Below are 19,267 nucleotides of genomic sequence, written 5' to 3'. Positions count from 1 at the left end.
GCCTCTACAGCGTGTACGGATCGGCGGCATCGCGCAGACCATCGCCCAGGAAGCTGAAGGCCAGGATGACGATGACGATCACGACTGCCGGAGCAAACACCCAGGGATACAGCGCCAGCGATTGCAGGTTCTGCGACTCCTGGAGCAGCACGCCCCAACTCGTCGTCGGCGGGCGCAGCCCCAGGCCGAGGAAGCTCAGCGAGGTTTCCGCCAGGATCATGGCGGGCAGCGAGAGCGTCGCCACGACGATGATCTGGCCGAAGGTCGCCGGGATCAGGTGCTTAAAGATGATGCGCGCGTCACTCGCCCCGGCCAGCTTGGCCGCGACCACATAGTCGCTCTGGCGCAGTGTGAGCACCTGCCCGCGCAACTGGCGCGCCAGCCACGTCCACCCGATCAGCGAGAGGATGATCGTGATGGCGAAGTACATCTTGACCTGGGACCAGCCCGGCGGCAGCGCCGCCGAGAGAGCCATCCACAGCGGAATGTTGGGGAAGGCGCGCACCAGCTCGATCAGGCGCTGGATCACTTCGTCCACCAGCCCGCCGTAGTAACCCGACACCAAACCCAGCACCGTGCCAAACACCAAACTGAGCAGCACGCCGAACAAACCTACCGTCAGCGAAATCTGGCTGCCGAGGACGATGCGCGAGAACATATCGCGGCCCTGGCGGTCGGTTCCCATAATGCTCACCAAGCCGCCCGGCGCGACGAACAGATGAATGTCGCTTTCAAACAGACCCAAAACGCTGTAGGAATCGCCCTTCGCAAAGAATTTCAGATAAATCTTTTCGTCCGTCTGCTCGTAAACACGCCGCAGATTCTCGTCATAGGTGGATTCGATGCCATACACGTAAGGGTGCAGCTTGCCGTCATCGATCAGGTGAATGGGCTGGGGCGGCAGATAAAGCTGTTTGGTGAAGCGTGTTTCCAGCGAATAGGGCGCGATGAAATTGCCAAACAGGGCCACGAGGTAATAAAAGATGACGATCACTCCGCCGATGATCGCGGCCTTGTTGCGCCGGAACCGCCGCCAGATGAGCGCCCACTGCGACGCGGCAAAGCGGGCTTCGTCCTGGCTCAGCCCCAGAACCTCGGCACTGCGCCCGGCCTGACCTTCGGCCAGACCCCGGTAGCGCTCACGGAGGATCTCGGACTGCTTATCGATTACGTTATCTGGTAGGTCACGCGCTGCATCGATCATGTGTACACAATCCTTGGATCCAGCCACGCCAGCAGCAAGTCAGCGATGAGGTTTGACACCAGAAGCATCAGCGACATGATCAGCAGGAACGCGCCCGCCACGTACATATCCTGGCTTTGCAGCGACCGGAGGAACAGCGGCCCCGTGGTGGGGACAGACATCACCACCCCGATCAGGATCGAGGAGGAGATAATTTTCGGCACTTCCATCGCCAGCACGCTGACCACAGGATTGAGGGCGGAACGCACCGCGTACTTGTTGATCACTTTGCGTTCCTTGAGGCCCTTGGCCCGCGCGGTGGTGATGTACTGCTTGTTCATCTCGTCCAGCATGCCGTTGCGCATGATGCGCATCAACTGCGCGGTGCTCGCCAGACCCAGGATGATCGCCGGGGGCCACAGGTGCAGGAAGTAGTCCCACGCTTTGCCCCAGCTAAACGCGGTGTTGATGTACTCCTTCGACTGCGCGCCGAGCACGTCGAGGTTTAACAGCACGCCGCCAATGTAGAGCCAAATCAGCGCAAGCAGGAACCCCGGCACTGACAGGCCCAAAAAGGCGATGATCGACATCAGCGTATCGCCCACGGAATATTGGTGCGTCGCGGAATAGATCCCGATGGGCACCGAGAGCACCACCATCACCAGGATCGAACAGGCCCCCAACAACAGGGTGTACCAGATGCGATCCTTGATCAGCGGCCAGACGCTGCTCGTCCACTCGTACGAATAGCCCAGGTCGCCTTTGGGAAACCCTTTAACCCACTTCCAGTACTGCGTCAGAAACGATTCATCCAACCCATACCGCTCGCGCAAAAGCTGCGCCTGCTCGTTCGACATCCCGCCGCCGCTGGTCCCCTGCACCGCCTGAAGCGTCGAGAGGTAGTCGCCGGGCGGAAGCTGGATGATCGCAAACGAGATGAAGGAAATGGCGATCAGCATGGGGATCATTGCCAACAGCCGTCTCACAATAAATGCAATCATGCGATGAACTCCTACTTCGTCGTCGGGCGATGGAGAAACCGGGCGCTGCCAAGCAGCGCCCGGGACCACACATCTCCAGACGGCTTACTCGCTGCCACCATCCGAGAAGTAGAACGTAGCCGGTTCCATCGTACCGGGGGTCATGATGATCCAGTCGGCGGTGTGGTGTTCTTCAACGTTCATGAAGTTGTTCTTCACCACAACGGGGTTCGGGACCATGCCGACCGTGCCCAGAGTCCACAGGTTTTCGGTGGACAGGCGGACGATTTCCTTGCCGATCTCAACCTGAGCGGCGGGATCGGTCGTGCCCTTGTACTGGTCGTAGAGGTCCATCGCCTGCTTGAACTCGTCGGTCGGCTCAAGGCCTTCCGCGCCGCCGGTCTTGTACCAGACACCGTAGGCGGGCGCCATCCACGAGCGCTCGTCGAACGGGAACTGGTAGATCGGGTCCACCATCGGAACCAGACCGCGGTCGGTCGACCACGTGGAGATCATGACTTCGTTCGCGCCGGCCTTCGGCCAGAAGACGTCACGCGTCTCGATGGTGTATTCGTTCTTGAGGCCGATGTCGTTCCAGTACTGGGAGATCAGGTCCAGGGTGTCTTCCATACCGGTCGCTGTCGCCGAGGTTTCGATGTACAGCAGCAGGTCGGAGCCATCTGCGAACTTGTAGTACCCGTCGTCGCCCTTCACGAGACCGATCTCGTCGAGGAGCTGGGTCGCCATCTCAGGATCGTACTGAGCGTAGACCGATTCGAGTTCGGGGATGTAGTACGGCGAGTCGGGGACAACCGTCTCGGTGCGCGGCACGCCCTGGCCCAAGAACGCGACTTCGTTGATCGCGTCGCGGTCGATGGCGACCGAGGCCGCCTGACGGAAGCGGATGTCCTGGAACAGATTGCGGTAGTTATCTTCCGCGTAGCTCATGTTGAAGAACAGGGTCGCAGCAGAAGCAGCCGCCTGCGGCCACATCAACATGTGATAGCCGTTGGCTTCGGCGTTTTCCTGGTAGACGGGATACTGCGCCAGGTCGATCGCGCGCGCCTGCATGTCCAGGTCACCCGCGACGCCCATGAGGTTCACACCCGCTACGTCTTCGACCATGTGGAAGTACACGTAGTCGATGTAGGGGAGCTGGTTGCCTTCGGTGTCCACCGCGAAGTAGTACGGGTTGCGCTCGGCGATCATGAGCGTCGTGCCCGGCTCGTACTCGGTGATCTTCCAGGCCGTCATCACGGGACGATCAACGTTGTAGTCGAACGCCTTTTCCTCGAACAGCTCGTAGGTGCCGGTTTCGCTGTAGGCCGGGTGGAACTGCTCCAGGTAGTGCTTGGGGGCGTAGAAGCCGAAGCGCTCGAAGCCCAGCGGCCACTCGTTGCCGTGGAAGGCCAGACCGACGGTTTCGGCCAGACCATTCGGGGCGGCGAAGTGCAGCGTGATGGTGCTGTCATCGACCTTTTCGAGGGTCATCGGCTCGCCGCCGACCAGCCACTCGCCGTGGATCGCCGCGGTGATGTTTTCGTCGGTCTCGATGGCTTCCCACCAGAAGATCACGTCATCGACCGAGAACGGCTCGCCGTCGGACCACTTCAGGCCCTTGCGGAAGTACAGCGTGAGGGCGGTTCCGTCTTCGCTGAATTCCCAGCTCTCGGCCAGACCCGGCTGCACCGGGTCGGAGGGGTCGCGCGGCCAACGCAGCACGGGATCGTAGGTGATGCGCCCGAAGGCGTGGAAGTCGTTCACACCGCGCCACGCACGGTTCCAGATGCCACCGTAGACGCCAACGCTGTCCAGCGGCTCCACGACGCGCGGATTTTCGGGCAGACGTTCCGCAACGGGCGGCAGTTCCCCGGCGGCCACTTTTTCGGCCAGCATCGGGGCTTCGTTATAGGTTTCATCGCCTTGAGCGGCAGCGGGCACAGCCGGTGACAAGGTAGGGAGCGCCAAAGCAAGGGCGAGAACCAGAGTGAGGAGGGTTAACAAATTGCGTTTATTCGACATGACTACTCCTTATTTTTGGCAAATCCTAAAGTTCTGACCTAACGGAGCACTGCGTTTAGGTAGCTGAGGACTCCTCTCCTTTCTTCGTGCTCGCACGCCTGGGTAGACGGTAAGCGTCCGTGTTACCCACTCACTTGTGAACCGGAATAAGTAGGACTGGGCCGGGGCGCGCTCGCGCGCACCATCAGCTCAGGCTGAACGACAATGTTTTCGCATTCTTCCAAACAACCGCAGATGTGCGCCAACAGCAGGTCCATCGCGTGCCGCCCCAGGGTATAGGTCGGCACGTGGCAGGTAGTCAGCGCGGGCGTGACGATGGCCGCCATCGGGATATCGTCGAAGCCGACGATGGCGACATCGCCGGGAACGTCGAGGCCCATCGCAGCGCAGGCTTGCAGCGCCCCTACGGCGGTCAGATCGTTGTAACAAAATAGGGCGGTCAATTCGGGATGCGCCGCCAACAACTGCCGGGCAGCAGTCTGCCCGCCCGCCACAGTCGGCGCGCCGCCCTGCTCCCACGACGTATTCTGGGGCAGCCCGGCATCCTTCAGCGTGGCGCGATAGGCGGCGGCACGCTGGTGGCCGCTGTAAGAATGCGGCGGCCCCGCGAGGAAGCCGATCGTGCGGTGACCGGCGCGGATCAGATGCTCTACCGCGCAGCGCGTGCCGTGGGCGTCGTTGACGAGGACGGTACCGAACGATCCCTGCGGCAGCACGCGGTTGACCAACACCGCCGCCGGATGCCGCCGGAGGCCCGCGTAGAGGGACGCGTCGTCCAGGCGCGATCCGCCCAGGATGACGCCATCCACGCGCTTTTCTTCCAGCGAGTGCAGCATCTCCGCTTCGCGCTCGATATCTTCATCGGTGTTGCACAGGAAAACCTTGTAGCCCGTCTCGTACGCGACCTGTTCCACGCCGCGCGCGATCTCGGAGAAAAAGGGGTTCGTATTGTCAAGGACCACAAGGCCAACGGTGGCGGTATGGTTGGTTGCAAGGCTGCGGGCGATGCCGCTGGGCCGGTAGCCCAGGCGCTTGATGACGGCCTGAATGCGCTCGCGCGTCTCGTCGCTGATCTCGCCTTTGCCATTCACCGCGCGAGATACGGTCATGAGCGACACACCGGCTTCGCGGGCGACATCTGCCATAGTGACGCGTTGGGGTGGTGGCATCGAAAAATATCTTTCTCGTTAGCGCTCACGAGAGCGTTAACTGGACCAAAATGATTCTTTTGTTAAGCCGACTGACTTACAACAACCCCGTGCAGTAGAAAACGAAAAATGGGACGTGTGAGATGAGATGGGTGATGATGGATTGGGCGATGTTAAGTTTTGAAAGACGTGCAATAATCCTGTATATTCATTGGAGTTAGCGTTAACTCACTTCGATTTCATAAGAGGTGCAACGTGTTAGCGCTAACTCATGTCTGCTATCAGTGTATGCAACTTTTTTTAACCTGTCAACTGGACCGTAGAAATGAACCAGCGGCGCGAACGAATCACTCTGCACGACGTCGCGCGTGAGGCCGGGGTCTCACCGATGACCGTCTCGCGGGTGATCAATAACACCGGGCGGATCAGCGCCGCCACGCGCGACCGCGTGCGCGACGTGATCGCCCGCCTCGATTACCGCCCCAGCCGCGCCGCCCGAACGCTGGTGACCAACCAGACCAACATGATCGCGGTTATCACGCCGGACATTACCAACCCGTACTTCGCGGAAATCGTGAAGGGCGTCGAGGATCTAGCCTGGAAGCGCGATTACAGCGTGCTGCTGGCCAACACCAACGAAAACCAGGCGCGCGAAAAAGCCGTACTGAGCCAGCTCGAAGACTCGACCGTGGACGGCATCATCATTTGCAGCTCGCGCCTGCCCGACGACGACCTGTACCCCCTGATCGCGCAGAACCAGGCGGTCGTCGTGGTCAACCGGCAGGTCCCCAAAAACCTCGCCAGCGTGGTCAAGGGACGCGACGCGCTCGGCGTGCGTGCGCTGCGCGGCGCGCGGCATCTGGCCGAAACGGGGCACAAGCGCATCGGCTATCTGCGCTTGCAGCGCAGCCAGTGGGCGGTCGAAATCGAGCAGTTTCTTGAGGAACTCAAAAGCTTCGGACTGGAAGCCAACCCCGATTGGTGCATGTTGTGTATGCCAACCTGGGAGGCGGGGCACGCGGCGGCGGCGGAGCTTCTGGCGACTCACCCGGAACTGGACGCGGTCATCGGCGGCAACGATCTGGTAGCCCTGGGCATCCTGCGCGCGGCGGTCGAGGCGGGGCGGCGCGTGCCGGACGATCTGGCGATCGTGGGCGGCGACGACATCATGCTCTCCAGCCAGGTCACGCCTTCGCTGACCACGTTCCATGTGCCCAAGTACGAGATCGGGAACATGGCCGCCGAGCTGTTGTTCAAGCGCATGGAAGGGGACGTGCAGTACCGGGAGTATATTTATACCGAGGAGCTGATCCGGCGCGGCAGCGCGCCGTAAGCGTGAGCCGTTAGTCGTTCGTCGTTAGTTTTTAGTTGTAAGTCAAAAGCAAGAGCAGACCTCACCCCCGGCCCCTCTCCAATCAAGTTGGAGAGGGGAGAAAAGCCATCTCACCCGGGTGTTGCTGGATTTAGAAGTTAAAGAGCATCACACGCACCAAGAAATATTTGCGCCAGAAGAACATTTTTTACGGAAGGGCAGCGTGAATTACAGACAGCTTGGAAAGTCCGATCTGGCCGTGACGCCCATCGTCATGGGGTGCTGGGGCATCAGCGACGAGGCCATGTGGGGCCCGCAAGATGACGCCGACACCCGCGCCACCATCCACGCCGCGCTCGATCACGGCATTACGTTCTTCGACACCGCCGAAGCGTACGGCAAAGGCCGCTCGGAAAGCATCCTCGGAGAAGCGCTCAAACCCTACCGCGACCGGGTGATCATCGCCACGAAAGTCCGCTCTGCGAACGTCTCCGCCCCGGAAATCCGCGCCGCGTGCGACGCCAGCCTGAAACGGCTGCAAACCGACACCATCGATGTGTACCAGATTCACTGGCCCAGCCACAGCGTGCCGTTCGAGGAGACGATGGGCGAGCTGATGCGCCTGCGCGACGAGGGCAAGATCCGGTACGTGGGGCTGTCGAATCACGGGTCACAGGACATGGCCGCGATGCTGGCGTTGGGGCCCGTGATCTCGAATCAAGTCCCCTATAACCTGCTGTGGCGCGCCATCGAAGACGCGGTGCTGCCCGCGTGCGGACAGTACGGGCTGGGCGTGCTGGCCTACAGCCCGCTGCTGCACGGGCTGTTGACGGGCAAGTATACGTCGGCGGAGCAGGTGACCGGGGGACGGGCGCGGACGCGCCACTTCGCCAGCCACCGTCCTGGCGCGCGGCACGGCGAGCCGGGCGCGGAAGACGAGCTGTTCGCCACGATCGAGCGCATACGCGGCATCGCGGCGGACTGCGGCCTGTCGATGCCGCTGCTGGCGACGGCGTGGGTGCTGCACCAGCCGGGCATCACGGCGGTGATCGCGGGGGCGCGCACGTCCGTACATCTGGCCGACGCGGTGCGGGCGACCGAGATCACGCTGAGCGCGGACGTGCTGGCGGCGCTGGACGCGGCGACGCTGCCGCTCAAGCAGCGCATGGGACCGAACCCGGATCTGTGGCAGTCGGACAGCCGGTTTCGGTGAAAAGCAGTTCAGAGTGGAAAGTTTTTAGTTGTTGGTTAAAGCAAAAAGCAGACCTCACCCCCGGCCCCTCTCCAATCAAGTTGGAGAGGGGAGACAAGCAAGGTCAACAGGGGGTGTGGGGACGGAGTAGGCTTTGAGCGGCAAGAGGAAAATCAGGAAGGGAGCGGGCAGGTTCAGGTAGTGATTTGCGATCGATATCGTGTTCGCTGACGTTTATGAGGGAAAAAATTTATGAAAGCCGGAATTTTGTACGACGCCAAAACTATTTCCGTCGGTGACGCGCCTATGCCACAGGTGCGCGCCGGGGAAGTCCTCATCCAGTCCGGGTACGCGGGCATCTGCGGCACGGACCTGCACATCTATCGCGGCGAGTTCCACGACCGGGTGAGTTATCCCGCCATCCAGGGGCACGAGTTCGGCGGCGTGGTGGTCGAGGTCGCGCCGGACGTGACCGGGATCGCAGTGGGCGATCGCGTCGCGGTCGATCCGATCCTGTCGTGCCACGCCTGCCCAGCCTGCCTGACCGGGCACATCAACGCCTGCCGCTCGCTGAAGCTGCTGGGCGTGGACCTGGACGGCGGCTACGGGCAATTCGTCGCCGCGCCTGCGAGCCACGTCTTCCATCTGCCGGACAGCGTGCCGATGGTCCACGCGCCGATGGTCGAGATGTACGGGCTGGGGCATCACATCTTGCAGCGCGGGCGCGTCCAGCCGGGCGAGACGGTCGTGCTGCTGGGCGCGGGCAAGCTCGGCCTGTCGATCCTCGACGTGCTGTGCCACACCGCCAGCCCCGGCCTGACGATTGCCGTGGATTTGCAGCCGTTCCGCCTGGACACGGCGCGCACGCTCGGCGCGGATTACGCGATCAACCCGGCGGAAGTCGATCCGGTCGCGTTCGTGAACGAACTGACGGACGGCGCGGGCGCGGACTGCGTGATCGAGGCGATCGGGCATTATCACCTTGTGGAGGGGCAGGAAGCGCCGCTGGCGCAGGCGGTGAAGATGATGCGCAACGGCGGGCGGATCGTTACCGCCGGGCTGGGCGAACAGCTCAGCGCGGTGCACTTCAAGACGCTGGTGATCAAGGAGGCGGAGATCATCGCCTCGCGCGTGACGCTGGGCGAGTTCCCACGCGCGATCCGCATGATGGCGAAAGGGCTGCTGCACCCGGATCTGCTGATCACGCACCAGATGCCCATGCGCGACGTGACAGACGCGTTCGCCATCGTGGACCGGGACGCGGCGGACACGATCAAAATCGTGCTCGACGTGCAGGACGCCTAGGGGATGGCCGCGATGAATTCACGCGAACGTATACTGACCACGCTCAACCACCAGGAGCCGGACCGCGTGCCGCTCGACCTGGGCAGCGTCCAGGTGACGGGCATTCACGCGGTGGCGTACCGCGCGCTGCGCGAGGCGCTCGCCCTGCCGCCCGAAGAGATCGCTCTGTGCGACACAATCCAGCAGCTTGCCGCCCCGTCCGAAGATCTGCTGGAGCGGCTGGGCGTCGATACGCGCGGGCTGTTCCCGCTCAACAGCCACAACTGGAACGTGGTCGAGGAGGAAGCGGGCGAGTACTGGATGTACCACGACGAGTGGGGCATCACGCACCGCCGCCCCTACCCCGACGGGCTGTATTACAGCATCCTCGACGTGCCGCTGCCGGGGCCGGAGGTGACCGCCGCCGACATCGAGCGGCTGCCCTGGCCGGACATGGCCGATCCGCGCCGGATCGACGGGCTGCGCGAACGCGCGGAGGCACAGCGCGCGGCAGGCCGCGCCGTCGTGATCAAAGACCCGTTCGCGGGCATCTTCGAGATGGCGCAGCGCATCGTCGGCATGCAGGAACTGTTGATGATGATGGCGACCGATCCCGTTCCGGCAGAAGCGTTGTTCGACAAAATGATCGAACTGAAACTGGCGTTCTGGGAGATGGCGCTGCCGCGCCTGGGCGACGTGGTGGACGTGGTGACCTACGCCGACGACTACGGCACGCAGCAGTCGCAGCTGATCTCGCCGCGCATGTTCCGCCAGATGCTGAAGCCGCGCATTCAAATGCTGTTCTCGCGGATCAAAACACTGGCCCCACACACGCGGCAGTTTTTCCACTCGTGCGGCAACGTGCGCCCGATCATCCCCGATTACATCGAGATCGGCGCGGAGATCTTGAACCCGATCCACGTACGCGCGGCAGGTATGGAGCCGGTGGCGCTCAAGCGCGATTTTGGGAGCAGCATCGTGTTTTGGGGCGGCGGGGTCGATACGCAGGAGGTGCTGCCCTACGGCACGCCGGAACAGGTCAAGGACGACGTGCGCCGCAACATCGAGGCGCTGGCGCCCGGCGGCGGCTACGTCTTCACCACCGTGCACAACATCCAGGCCGACGCGCCCGCCGCAAACCTCGTCGCGCTGTACGAGGCGTTCAGTGAATACGGCGCGTATGCGGGTCAGCCGCAGGAGGTCCAGCTATGACGACGGATTGGGAACGCTTCAAGATCGCGGCGCAGGGCGGCGAGCCGGATCGCGTGCCGGTCGCGCTGATCGTGGACAGCCCGTGGCTGCCAGGTTACGCGGGCATGGACACGCGCGACTTCTTCCTGTTCGACGAGCGCTGGCTGGCCGCGCATAAAGGGCTGCTGGATCGCTTCCCCGGCGCGGTGTGGCTGCCGGGCTTCTGGGTTGAGTATGGCATGGCAGGGGAACCGTCCGCGTTTGGCGTGAAGATGCGCTTCCACGACGACAGCCCGCCGTCCATCGAGCCGATTGTGACCGATCTCGAATTCTGGGCCGAGCACATTAGCGCCGCCGATCCGCAGACGGACGGCCTGATGCCGCTCGTGCTGCGCCAGTACCGCACGCTCGACGACCAACTGCGCGCGGAGGGCCTGGGCGTGAAGATGGTCGCCGCGCGCGGGCCGATGGCGGTGGCGTCGTGGCTGGCGGGGATCAGCCCGCTGATGCTCGACCTGGCGATGGAGCCGGAGCGCGTCACCAAAATTCTGGAAACGGTAACCACGACGATCATCCGCTGGCTGCACGCGCAGCTCGACGCGGTGCACGACCCGGAAGGCATCCTGGTGCTGGACGACATCGTGGGCATGGTCAGCGCGGCGACGTACGAAGAATGGGTGCAGCCGCACTTGCAGCGGCTGTTCGGGGAGTTCGAGGGGCTGATCCGCGTGTATCACAACGACACGCCGGTCAAGCACCTGCTGGACGTGCTGCCGAACGCGGGCTTCGATGTGTTCAACTTCAGCCACGAGCTGGACATCGCGCAGGTCAAGGTGCGGGTGAATGGCCGGGCCGCGCTGCTGGGCAACGTCGCGCCGCTGGATCTGGGCGTGCGCGGCACGCCGGAAGACGTGTATACGGCGGCGCAGGCCTGCCTGGACGCCGCCGCGCCGGGCGGTGGGATGATCCTGTCGTTCGGCGGCGGGATCTCGCCCGGCACGCCGCCGGAAAACATCGACGCGCTGCTGCAGGCCGCGCGCGACTGGTCGCCTGTGTAAGCGCGACCTCATCCCCTGCCCCCTTTCCAATCCAGGTTGGAGAGGGGGTAAAGACCACGCGATGGCGGTCAGGCGTGAGTGGGAGAAGGCGAGCCGGACCGGTAAAATCGGCAGAAGCGCGGGATAGAGCAGGAAAGTGAGCCAATGATGCCGGAGCAGCGTTCCCTCATCGAGCAGATCGAGAATACGCCGATCATCCCGAACAGCCTCGCCGTGTGGGGCCTGGGACAGATGGGCCTCGCCGTCAAAGGGCCGGACGCGGTGCTGGTGATCGACCCATACCTGAGCGATCTGGTCGGGGAGCGGTTCGGGGACTGGGGCACAAGGCTGTTTGCGCCGCCCGTGCAACCGGAGCAGGTCACCAACGCGGATTACTTTCTGATCTCGCACGAGCACCTCGACCACTTCGATCCAGCCACACTGGGGCCCGCCGCCGCGGCATCGCCGGAAGCGCGCTTCGTGACGACCGGCTGGTGCGCGGATCTGCTGGCGGATCTGGACATTCCGCAGGGGCGGGTAATCCTGCCGACCGCGTTGGAGCCGGTCACGCTTCCGGGCACCAGCGCCAGGGTGACCGTTTTGCCATCGGCGCACTACGAGAAGGAATACGACGAGGAAAAGGGCTACCGCTGGATCGGGTTCCTGATCGAGTGGAACGGCGTGACGTTTTACCACGCGGGCGACACGATCATCTATCCCGGCTACATAGAGATGCTCAAAGCGCTGCCGAAAGCCGATCTCGCCATGATCCCGGCCAACGGGCGCGATCACTTCCGCGAGACGGACGGCGACCTGACGGGGAACCTGCTGCCGATCGAGGCGGCGCGGCTGACACAGGAGATCGGGTGGGACGTGGTGATCCCCGGCCACAACGATCTGTTCGTCAAAAACGTGATCCCGGCGGCAGAACTGGTGAGCGCGTTCGAGCGGGTCGATCCGCGGCAGAAGGTGAAATTCTTGCAGCCCGGCGAGCTGTATTATTACGTCAAGGCGTAAGGGAAGGACGCGGGATTATGGATGCCGCCGATGTGATCGCGCAGTGGGTGGAGGATCTCGAACGCAGCGGGCGCAGCACGCACACGATCGCCGCGTACCGCCGCGCGCTGGTCCACTTCGCAGCGTGGAACCGGCGCGCCTATGACACGGCGTTCGACCCGGCGGCGATCATGCCGCGCGACGTGCGCGACTGGAAGGCCCACCAGCAAACGGTCGAAAAGGCCGCGCCCGCGACGATCAACCAGCGGCTGGTGGCGCTGTCGCGCTTCTTCGGCTGGGCGGTCGATCACGCGCTGGCGGCGGACGATCCCACGGCGGACGTCCCGGGCATCCGGCTCCCGGCGCGGCAGCCGAAGGGCCTTTCGGACCGGGACCTGCGTAAGCTGCTGCGCGCCGCCAAAACAAGCGGCAGCGCGCGCGACTACGCGATCATCGAGATACTGGCCGGGACGGGACTGCGCGTGGGGGAACTGCTGGACCTGTGCGTGGGCGATCTCGATTTGCACGAGCGGTCGGGCAGCGTCACGGTACGGCAGGGCAAACGCGGGAGCTTCCGCGTGATCCCGCTGACGCTGGACGTGCGCAAAGCCCTGGAAAGCTACCTGGACAGCTATACGAACGCGGCGGATCCCGCCGCGCCGCTGTGGGCCGGACCGCACGGAGAACTGAGCCACCGCAGCTCGGTGCTGCGCATCCTGGCGCGCGTCGCGCAGCAGGCGGGGATCACCGCGCCGGGGCCGCACGTGCTGCGGCATACCTTCGCCACGCGCTACCTCGCCGCGAACCCCGACGATCTGCGCGGGCTGGCGGCCTTGCTCGGTCACGCCAGCCTGAACACGGTCATGATTTACACCGAGCCGAGCCTCGACCGGCTGGCCGAGCGCATGGAGCGGCTCGACACGGACCTCTAGCGATAACACCGCCACGCGCGGGTAAAGCCGCACGACAACCCAGTTCAAACACCTTCACCGCGAAGATCAACACTCCGGAGTTCAAGCCGAGATTCATCGTGCCGGGCTGCTCCACCATCAGGCTGCGCAGACTGCTTATCTCGTACGAGAGCGGACTGATCCATGCCAGCAGCATGCCAGCATCTTGATCGCGGCGTTTGCCCGCCCGGTGCAACTGAGCAGCCCGAATATTTCACCGTCACCAATACAATGAGACCGCCTTCACGGCGGCGAACTCGCCAAATTACGGGCCTGTAATATCAGCCTAGAAGACATAATTCAGGCAGTACCGTTGAAATATCACCCTACCGGGTGATTACTCGCGGCGTTAAATAAACTAGACTTGTGATATAAAGCACAAAAATGAGGGAGGTGTCTTTTTAAATATAAGACGCAGTTTTATTCCTCACTACGTACTTAGGCAAGAGAAGGAGAATCGTCAAAGTGAGCACGAATAGTTTCCTCGCTAAAACGATGTCCGATGTTTTGCTGAACCGCCGCAGCTTCCTCAAGTGGAGTTCGGCCCTCAGCAGCACGGCTGTTTTGAGCGGGGGGCTTCACAATATTTCGGAGAACATGCCCCTCACCCCGGCGGCGAAAGCTGCTGAGAGCGCGGGCGAATGGGTCACGGCTGCATGCTGGCACAACTGCGGCGGGCAGCGCTGCGTGATCAAAGCACATGTCGTGGACGGTGTCGTCAAGAAGGTCAAGACCGACGACACGCACGACGATTCAACGGAACAACCCCAGATTCGCGGCTGCGCGCGTGGCCGTTCGCAGCAGCAGCAGTGCTTCGGCGCCGACCGCCTGAAGTACCCGATGAAGCGCAAGAACTGGGAACCGGGCGGCGGCAAGAAGGAACTGCGCGGCCAGGACGAGTGGGTGCGCATTTCGTGGGACGAGGCGCTCGATTACATCGCGGGCGAATTCAAGCGCATCATCGAGCAGTACGGCAACGAGGGCATCCTCGAAACCGGCAGCACGCTGGGCAGCCTGATCACCATGCTGGGCGGCGCAGACAAGCTGTGGGGCAGCACCTCGTGGGGCACGTGGCTCTATACCGGCCCGATCATCGGCCTGGGCGACGGCCTGTCGCTGACGTCGCACAACGACCGCCTCGAAATGCAGAATTCCGATCTGGTCGTGATGTGGGGCGGCAACTCCGCGTGGAGTTCCCAGGGCAACAACATGCACTATTACATCGAAGCCAAGAAGGCCGGTGTAAAGTTCATCTGCATTGACCCCTATTACAACGACACGCACATGATCCTGGCCGACGAGTGGATTCCGATCCGCCCGGCGACCGACCATGCGCTGGCGTTGGGCATTGCGTACACGCTGCTCGACGAAGACGATCCTGAGAACGGCCCGCTGATCGACTGGGACTTCCTGGATCGCTGCACGGTGGGCTTCGACGCGGATCACATGCCCGAAGACGCTGACCCGAAGAAGAACTTCAAGGATTACGTGCTGGGCACGTACGACGACACGCCCAAGACGCCGGAATGGGCGTCGGAGATCTGCGGCGTCGCGCCGTACAAGATCCGCCAGCTGGCCCGCACTATCGGCTCGACGCCGAAGGTGTCGCTGCTGACAGCCTGGTCGGTCGCGCGCGTCAACAACGCCGACACGTGGCCCCAGATGTTCATGACCCTGGGCGCGATGACCGGCAACATCGGCAAGCCGGGCTGCTGCACGGGCGTGAGCTGCTGGGAACGTACGGCAGACGGCGGTCCGTTCCTGATCAGCGCAGGCGGATCGGGCGCGCCGCGCGCGTCGAACGACAACGCGATCAGCGTGTCGATCAACAACAACGAAGCCTGGAGCGCCGTCCTCGACGGCAAGTACGTCGCCGGGTACGACGACGTGCGTGACATCAACATCCAGATGATCGTGCACGACAGCGGCCACGCCCTGAACCAGAAGGTCGGCATGACCAAGGGTATCGAGGCGCACCGCAAGGTCGAATTCGTGCTGTCGCTGAACCTGTTCCTGAACACCAACAGCAAGTACGCGGACATCGTGCTGCCCATCACGACGCAGTGGGAACGCTACGGCTTCCTGAAGGGCAACCGCGACCACCTGATCTGGGCACGCCAGGTCACCGAACCGCTGTTCGAGGCGAAGGACGACGACTGGGTTGCGCGCGAACTGGCGACCCGCCTGGACGTCGATCCCGACGTGGTCGATCCGATGCCGCTCAAGCAGCAGGTCTTCAACCAGCTCGCGGGCGCGACGGTCATCAAGGACAACGGCGTGGACTTCGAGCCGCTGCTGACGATCTCCGCCGATGACATCGCCGCGATGGAAGTCGAGGGCGAGCCGCAGGAAGGCCGCATCACGCTGGCGGAATTCAAGGAAAACGGCGTGTATACGGTCAGCCGCAAGAAGGGCGACAAGCTGGGCTACATCGCGCATCAGGCCTTCCGCGACGATCCTGAAGCCAACCCGCTGAAGTCTGCAACCGGCAAGCTGGAAATCTACAGCGAAGCCAACGCAGAAATGGTCAAGGGCCACGGCTTCAACGAGATCGACGCGATCCCGACCTACATGGACCCGATCGAAGGCTACAAAGACACCTTCGAGGACTGGGACAACAAGGTCAAGGGCGAATATCCGCTTCAGATGTTCACCATCCACTACCGCCGCCGCTCGCACTCGATCTTCGACAACATCCCGTGGCTGCGTGAGGCGTTCCCGCAGGAACTCATCATGAACCCGGTGGACGCGGAGCCGCTCGGCCTGAAGCACGGCGATACGGCACTGGTCACCAGCCGTCACGGTAAGGTGATCCGCCCGGTCTTCCTGACCGAGCGCATCATGCCGGGCGTGGTGTCGTTGGGTGAAGGCGCGTGGGCCGAAGTCGAGGAAGATACCGGCATCGACAAGGCAGGCGCAACCAACACGCTCAACGGCGCGATCCCGACCGGCCAGGGACACCAGGGATGGAATTCGCTGAACGTCAAGATCGAACGGTACGGTGGCCCAGACGCCCGCGAGCGGGACTACAAGTGGAGCCAGCGGATCCCCATTAAGGAAGCGTAACAAACATGGCAAAGCAACTAGCCTTTCACTTTGACTCGAGCGTCTGCAACGGCTGCAAGGCATGCGTGATCGCCTGTAAGTCGAAGAACGCGCTCCCGGTGGATGTCAACTACCGCCATGTCTATGAATACGGCGGCGGCGGTTGGGTCGCGGACCCGCTGGACCCGGCCTTCATCCAGCCCAATAACATTTTTGTCTATTCGCTGTCGATCGCATGCATGCACTGCGAAAATCCGGCGTGCGTCGATGTGTGCCCGGCGAAAGCCATCGAAAAGCGCGATGACGGCATCGTCGTGGTTGATTCCGACAAGTGCATCGGCTGCCACTACTGCTCGTGGGCCTGCCCTTACGGCGCGCCCCAGTTCGATCCTGATGAAGGCACGATGCAGAAGTGCGACATGTGCGCTGACGTCGTGGACGAAGGCGGCAAACCGTACTGTGTGGCGGCCTGCCCCATGCGTGCCCTGGACTTTGGCGAGCTTGAAGAGCTGCGCGCCCAGTACGGGACCGCGAACGAAGTCGCGCCGCTGCCGCCCGCCGACATCACCAATCCTTCCTTTGTGATGACGCCCCACCGCCATGCCCAGCCTGTCGGCTCGAAGGTCGGGCGCGTCTATGACGACGAGGTATAACGATGGAAACGCGTGAATGGGCACTCGTCACCTATACGATTTTGTCTCAGATGGCTATCGGCTCGTTCCTGGTGCTGGGCGCCATCCACTTCTGGGCACAGCGCCGCGCCGGTGAAGCCGAAGCCGATCGCTTGAGCGACCGCGCACTGCTGGCGATTGGGCCAGTGCTGGTGCTGGGCGTGCTCGCCTCGCTGCTGCACCTGGGCAACCCGATGAACGCATACCGCGCGATCACGAACTTTGGATCGTCGTGGCTGAGCCGTGAAATCTTCTTCACCATGGCCTTCACGGGCGTGGGCTTCGTGTTCGCCATCATGCAGTGGCGCAAGATCGCTACCCCGACCATCCGCATGGCGGTGGCCGCCGCGGCGGCGATCATCGGCGTGGCGTCGGTGTACAGCATGTCGCACATCTACATGCTGCCGAACCAACCGAGCTGGAACACGGCGGCAACCCCGCTGTCGTTCTTCGCCACCACCCTGCTGCTGGGATCGCTGGCGATCGGCGTGGCGCTGAGCGTGAACTACAGCTACATCAAGTCGCGCAAGGAAGCCGCGGTGGACGTTCAGGCGAACCTGCTGCGCGAGTCGCTGCGCTGGATCGCCGTGGCGGCGATCGTGGTGCTGGGCTTCGAACTCGTCGTGGTCTCGGCCAGCCTGGTGAACTTCGGCTCCGGCGACGCGGCGGACAGCCTGGTCAACATCGCCAACGACTACAACGTGCTGTTCATCCTGCGCATCGGGCTGGTCTTCCTGGGCGCGGGGGTGTTCGCGTTCTTCCTCTACCGCACCGCGTCGGTGCTGGGCCAGGAGCGCGTGCTCTTTGCCCTGATTTACGGCGCGTTTGCGCTGGTTCTGATTGCAGAAGTGATGGGACGCTATCTGTTCTACGCCTCGCACATCAAGATCGGCTTCTAGAGCGATCCGCACGATCATCGACCAGGGGAGCCGCCGTGGCTCCCCTGCTCTTGTTTACATTTATCCGGCGTTCTAATGCTTTTGTGCCCCGCCCGGCAGGTTATTCTCACTCTATACTCAGGTCAAAGTATGTCGCATCCGAGTCTGGATGTGTCGCTATATCATGGAGAGCGTTGTGGTCAACTTGACGTCCCAATCCACGAGCGATGAGCGCACGGAACAGCTTGTAGGCGAAGCCCTGCTGTTCGGCCTGCTCGGAAAAATACTGTATACGATCCCCTCGCGCGACTGGCTGAATCCCCTGCTGGCCGACAATCTGTTCGACTCGGTTCCGTTCGCGGAAGCGCAGCCGGATACGGTCGAAGGACTCGCGCTGCTGGCCGCCTGGACCCAGAGCTGCGCCGATGGCATCACCGACGCGATGCTCGTCGACCTGAAGGCCGATCACACCGCGCTGTTCGTTGGCTTGCGCGAAATGGCCGCGCCTGCGTGGGAGTCGGTGTATTTCAGTGAAGAACGGCTGCTGTTCCAGGATCGCACGGTGGACGTGCAGCGGCGCTACGAGCAGATGGGCGCGGAAGTGCAAACCCCCGACCGCGAACCGGCGGATCACATCGCGTTCGAGCTGAGCTTCGTCGCGCACTGCGCGCAGATGTCGCTGAACGCCCTGGAAAACGGCAATTCGCTGCAACTGGACGCGATCACCGCCGCCAAGCGCGAATTTTTGAGCGAACACCTGATGCAGTGGGGTCCCAAGTGGGCCGAGCTGGTCATCAAACACGCGCAGAGCGATTTCTACCGGGGACTGGCGTACCTCGTGCGCGGCGCGCTGGCCGAACTGAAGCAGATCGACGCCGTGAGCATCCCCGCCAAGATCAAATTCCTGGGCATTCCAGAGTAGACGACTTAGTCAAAGGAATCGAACGGTGATCATCCCCATCACGCCTGAAACCCATCACCAAATCAAAAATCCCCAATTCGCGGCGTATGCGGGCATTTACCTGCGGATCTACGAGAACTTCCTGAACCAACTGCGCGCCACCGGCATCGAGGTCGATGACGCGGGCGAAGGCGATCCGCCCGCGGAGATCTACGATCGCCTGGAGCAAAAGGGCGTGATCTTCCGCAACGGCGGGCGCAGCCTCGTCTCCGGCGCGATTTCCGAAGCGTGTGTCGCGTGCAAAAAGGGCGTGGGCAGCGCTACGTTTTTCGTCTCACTGCAATGCAACCGGAACTGCTATTACTGCTTCAACCCGAATCAGGTGGACTACGAGCACCACCGCGCGAACGAGCGCGATCTGGTTCAGGAACTGGACGAGATGGCGGCCACCGGGCAGCACTTGAGCTGTGTGGCGCT

At 62.7% G+C, this 19,267-nt stretch carries 15 protein-coding genes and 1 pseudogene; 12 read left to right on the top strand and 4 right to left on the bottom strand.

Features of this window, described 5'->3' with window-relative positions:
* Nucleotides 1-4: 4 nt before the first annotated feature.
* The 4 genes from V7116_RS02865 to V7116_RS02850 form a co-directional block, all read right to left on the bottom strand.
* On the bottom strand, nucleotides 5-1,204 hold the full coding sequence (locus V7116_RS02865; protein ID WP_324390225.1) for an ABC transporter permease: 1,200 nt from the start codon (nucleotides 1,202-1,204) through the stop codon (nucleotides 5-7).
* Nucleotides 1,201-2,184 carry an ABC transporter permease gene (locus tag V7116_RS02860; RefSeq protein WP_324390223.1) on the bottom strand — a complete coding sequence of 328 codons (984 nt, stop codon included), beginning with the start codon at nucleotides 2,182-2,184 and terminating at the stop codon, nucleotides 1,201-1,203. The genes V7116_RS02865 and V7116_RS02860 overlap by 4 nt, the downstream gene beginning before the upstream one ends.
* Nucleotides 2,185-2,268: 84 nt before the next feature.
* Nucleotides 2,269-4,185: an ABC transporter substrate-binding protein gene (locus V7116_RS02855; RefSeq protein ID WP_324390220.1), complete on the bottom strand. Its 1,917-nt coding sequence runs from the start codon at nucleotides 4,183-4,185 to the stop codon at nucleotides 2,269-2,271.
* Nucleotides 4,186-4,307: 122 nt separating this feature from the next.
* A complete protein-coding gene (locus V7116_RS02850) occupies nucleotides 4,308-5,330 on the bottom strand; it encodes a LacI family DNA-binding transcriptional regulator (RefSeq protein ID WP_324390218.1) in 1,023 nt (340 codons plus the stop codon).
* Between the two features lie 328 nt (nucleotides 5,331-5,658).
* Here V7116_RS02850 and V7116_RS02845 point away from each other — a divergent pair, with 328 nt between their 5' ends.
* The 12 genes and pseudogenes from V7116_RS02845 to V7116_RS02790 all read left to right on the top strand — a co-directional run.
* Nucleotides 5,659-6,666 (top strand): LacI family DNA-binding transcriptional regulator, encoded by a 1,008-nt coding sequence (locus tag V7116_RS02845; RefSeq protein ID WP_324390216.1) that lies wholly within the window; start codon nucleotides 5,659-5,661, stop codon nucleotides 6,664-6,666.
* A gap of 202 nt (nucleotides 6,667-6,868) precedes the next feature.
* Nucleotides 6,869-7,858, top strand: coding sequence for an aldo/keto reductase (locus V7116_RS02840; protein WP_324390214.1), 990 nt, complete (start codon nucleotides 6,869-6,871; stop codon nucleotides 7,856-7,858).
* Between the two features lie 231 nt (nucleotides 7,859-8,089).
* Nucleotides 8,090-9,142 carry a zinc-dependent alcohol dehydrogenase gene (locus tag V7116_RS02835; protein ID WP_324390212.1) on the top strand — a complete coding sequence of 351 codons (1,053 nt, stop codon included), beginning with the start codon at nucleotides 8,090-8,092 and terminating at the stop codon, nucleotides 9,140-9,142.
* Nucleotides 9,143-9,154: 12 nt separating this feature from the next.
* The gene (locus V7116_RS02830) at nucleotides 9,155-10,333 is read left to right on the top strand and encodes a uroporphyrinogen decarboxylase family protein (RefSeq protein ID WP_324390210.1); all 1,179 of its coding nucleotides are present in this window, start codon (nucleotides 9,155-9,157) and stop codon (nucleotides 10,331-10,333) included.
* Nucleotides 10,330-11,370: a uroporphyrinogen decarboxylase family protein gene (locus tag V7116_RS02825; protein WP_324390208.1), complete on the top strand. Its 1,041-nt coding sequence runs from the start codon at nucleotides 10,330-10,332 to the stop codon at nucleotides 11,368-11,370. Before V7116_RS02830 ends, V7116_RS02825 begins: the two co-directional genes overlap by 4 nt.
* A 147-nt stretch (nucleotides 11,371-11,517) precedes the next feature.
* Complete coding sequence (locus V7116_RS02820) at nucleotides 11,518-12,366, top strand: MBL fold metallo-hydrolase (RefSeq protein ID WP_324390206.1); 849 nt, start codon at nucleotides 11,518-11,520, stop codon at nucleotides 12,364-12,366.
* Nucleotides 12,367-12,383: 17 nt separating this feature from the next.
* Complete coding sequence (locus V7116_RS02815; RefSeq protein WP_324390204.1) at nucleotides 12,384-13,277, top strand: tyrosine-type recombinase/integrase; 894 nt, start codon at nucleotides 12,384-12,386, stop codon at nucleotides 13,275-13,277.
* 513 nt (nucleotides 13,278-13,790) lie between these two features.
* Nucleotides 13,791-16,361 carry a molybdopterin-dependent oxidoreductase gene (locus V7116_RS02810; RefSeq protein ID WP_349258407.1) on the top strand — a complete coding sequence of 857 codons (2,571 nt, stop codon included), beginning with the start codon at nucleotides 13,791-13,793 and terminating at the stop codon, nucleotides 16,359-16,361.
* Nucleotides 16,362-16,366: 5 nt separating this feature from the next.
* On the top strand, nucleotides 16,367-16,993 hold the full coding sequence (locus V7116_RS02805; protein ID WP_324390200.1) for a DMSO/selenate family reductase complex B subunit: 627 nt from the start codon (nucleotides 16,367-16,369) through the stop codon (nucleotides 16,991-16,993).
* Between the two features lie 2 nt (nucleotides 16,994-16,995).
* Nucleotides 16,996-17,910, top strand: a complete 915-nt coding sequence (locus V7116_RS02800) for a dimethyl sulfoxide reductase anchor subunit family protein (RefSeq protein WP_324390198.1) — start codon at nucleotides 16,996-16,998, stop codon at nucleotides 17,908-17,910.
* A 175-nt stretch (nucleotides 17,911-18,085) separates the two neighbouring features.
* A complete protein-coding gene (locus tag V7116_RS02795; RefSeq protein WP_324390197.1) occupies nucleotides 18,086-18,811 on the top strand; it encodes a TorD/DmsD family molecular chaperone in 726 nt (241 codons plus the stop codon).
* A gap of 25 nt (nucleotides 18,812-18,836) precedes the next feature.
* Nucleotides 18,837-19,267, top strand: a pseudogene (locus V7116_RS02790) (radical SAM protein); the annotation flags it as partial.

This window comes from Aggregatilinea sp. (assembly GCF_036822615.1).
GTDB lineage: Bacteria > Chloroflexota > Anaerolineae > Aggregatilineales > Aggregatilineaceae > Aggregatilinea.
This window is presented reverse-complemented; position numbering and strand designations above follow the sequence as displayed.

Coding starts and splice junctions, on each gene's coding strand:
- V7116_RS02855 (WP_324390220.1), bottom strand. CDS start 4,185: ATGTCGAATAAACGCAATTTGTTAACCCTCCTCACTCTGGTTCTCGCC.
- V7116_RS02810 (WP_349258407.1), top strand. CDS start 13,791: ATGTCCGATGTTTTGCTGAACCGCCGCAGCTTCCTCAAGTGGAGTTCG.
- V7116_RS02860 (WP_324390223.1), bottom strand. CDS start 2,184: ATGATTGCATTTATTGTGAGACGGCTGTTGGCAATGATCCCCATGCTG.
- V7116_RS02820 (WP_324390206.1), top strand. CDS start 11,518: ATGCCGGAGCAGCGTTCCCTCATCGAGCAGATCGAGAATACGCCGATC.
- V7116_RS02850 (WP_324390218.1), bottom strand. CDS start 5,330: ATGGCAGATGTCGCCCGCGAAGCCGGTGTGTCGCTCATGACCGTATCT.
- V7116_RS02800 (WP_324390198.1), top strand. CDS start 16,996: ATGGAAACGCGTGAATGGGCACTCGTCACCTATACGATTTTGTCTCAG.
- V7116_RS02805 (WP_324390200.1), top strand. CDS start 16,367: ATGGCAAAGCAACTAGCCTTTCACTTTGACTCGAGCGTCTGCAACGGC.
- V7116_RS02815 (WP_324390204.1), top strand. CDS start 12,384: ATGGATGCCGCCGATGTGATCGCGCAGTGGGTGGAGGATCTCGAACGC.
- V7116_RS02835 (WP_324390212.1), top strand. CDS start 8,090: ATGAAAGCCGGAATTTTGTACGACGCCAAAACTATTTCCGTCGGTGAC.
- V7116_RS02865 (WP_324390225.1), bottom strand. CDS start 1,204: ATGATCGATGCAGCGCGTGACCTACCAGATAACGTAATCGATAAGCAG.
- V7116_RS02830 (WP_324390210.1), top strand. CDS start 9,155: ATGAATTCACGCGAACGTATACTGACCACGCTCAACCACCAGGAGCCG.
- V7116_RS02825 (WP_324390208.1), top strand. CDS start 10,330: ATGACGACGGATTGGGAACGCTTCAAGATCGCGGCGCAGGGCGGCGAG.
- V7116_RS02845 (WP_324390216.1), top strand. CDS start 5,659: ATGAACCAGCGGCGCGAACGAATCACTCTGCACGACGTCGCGCGTGAG.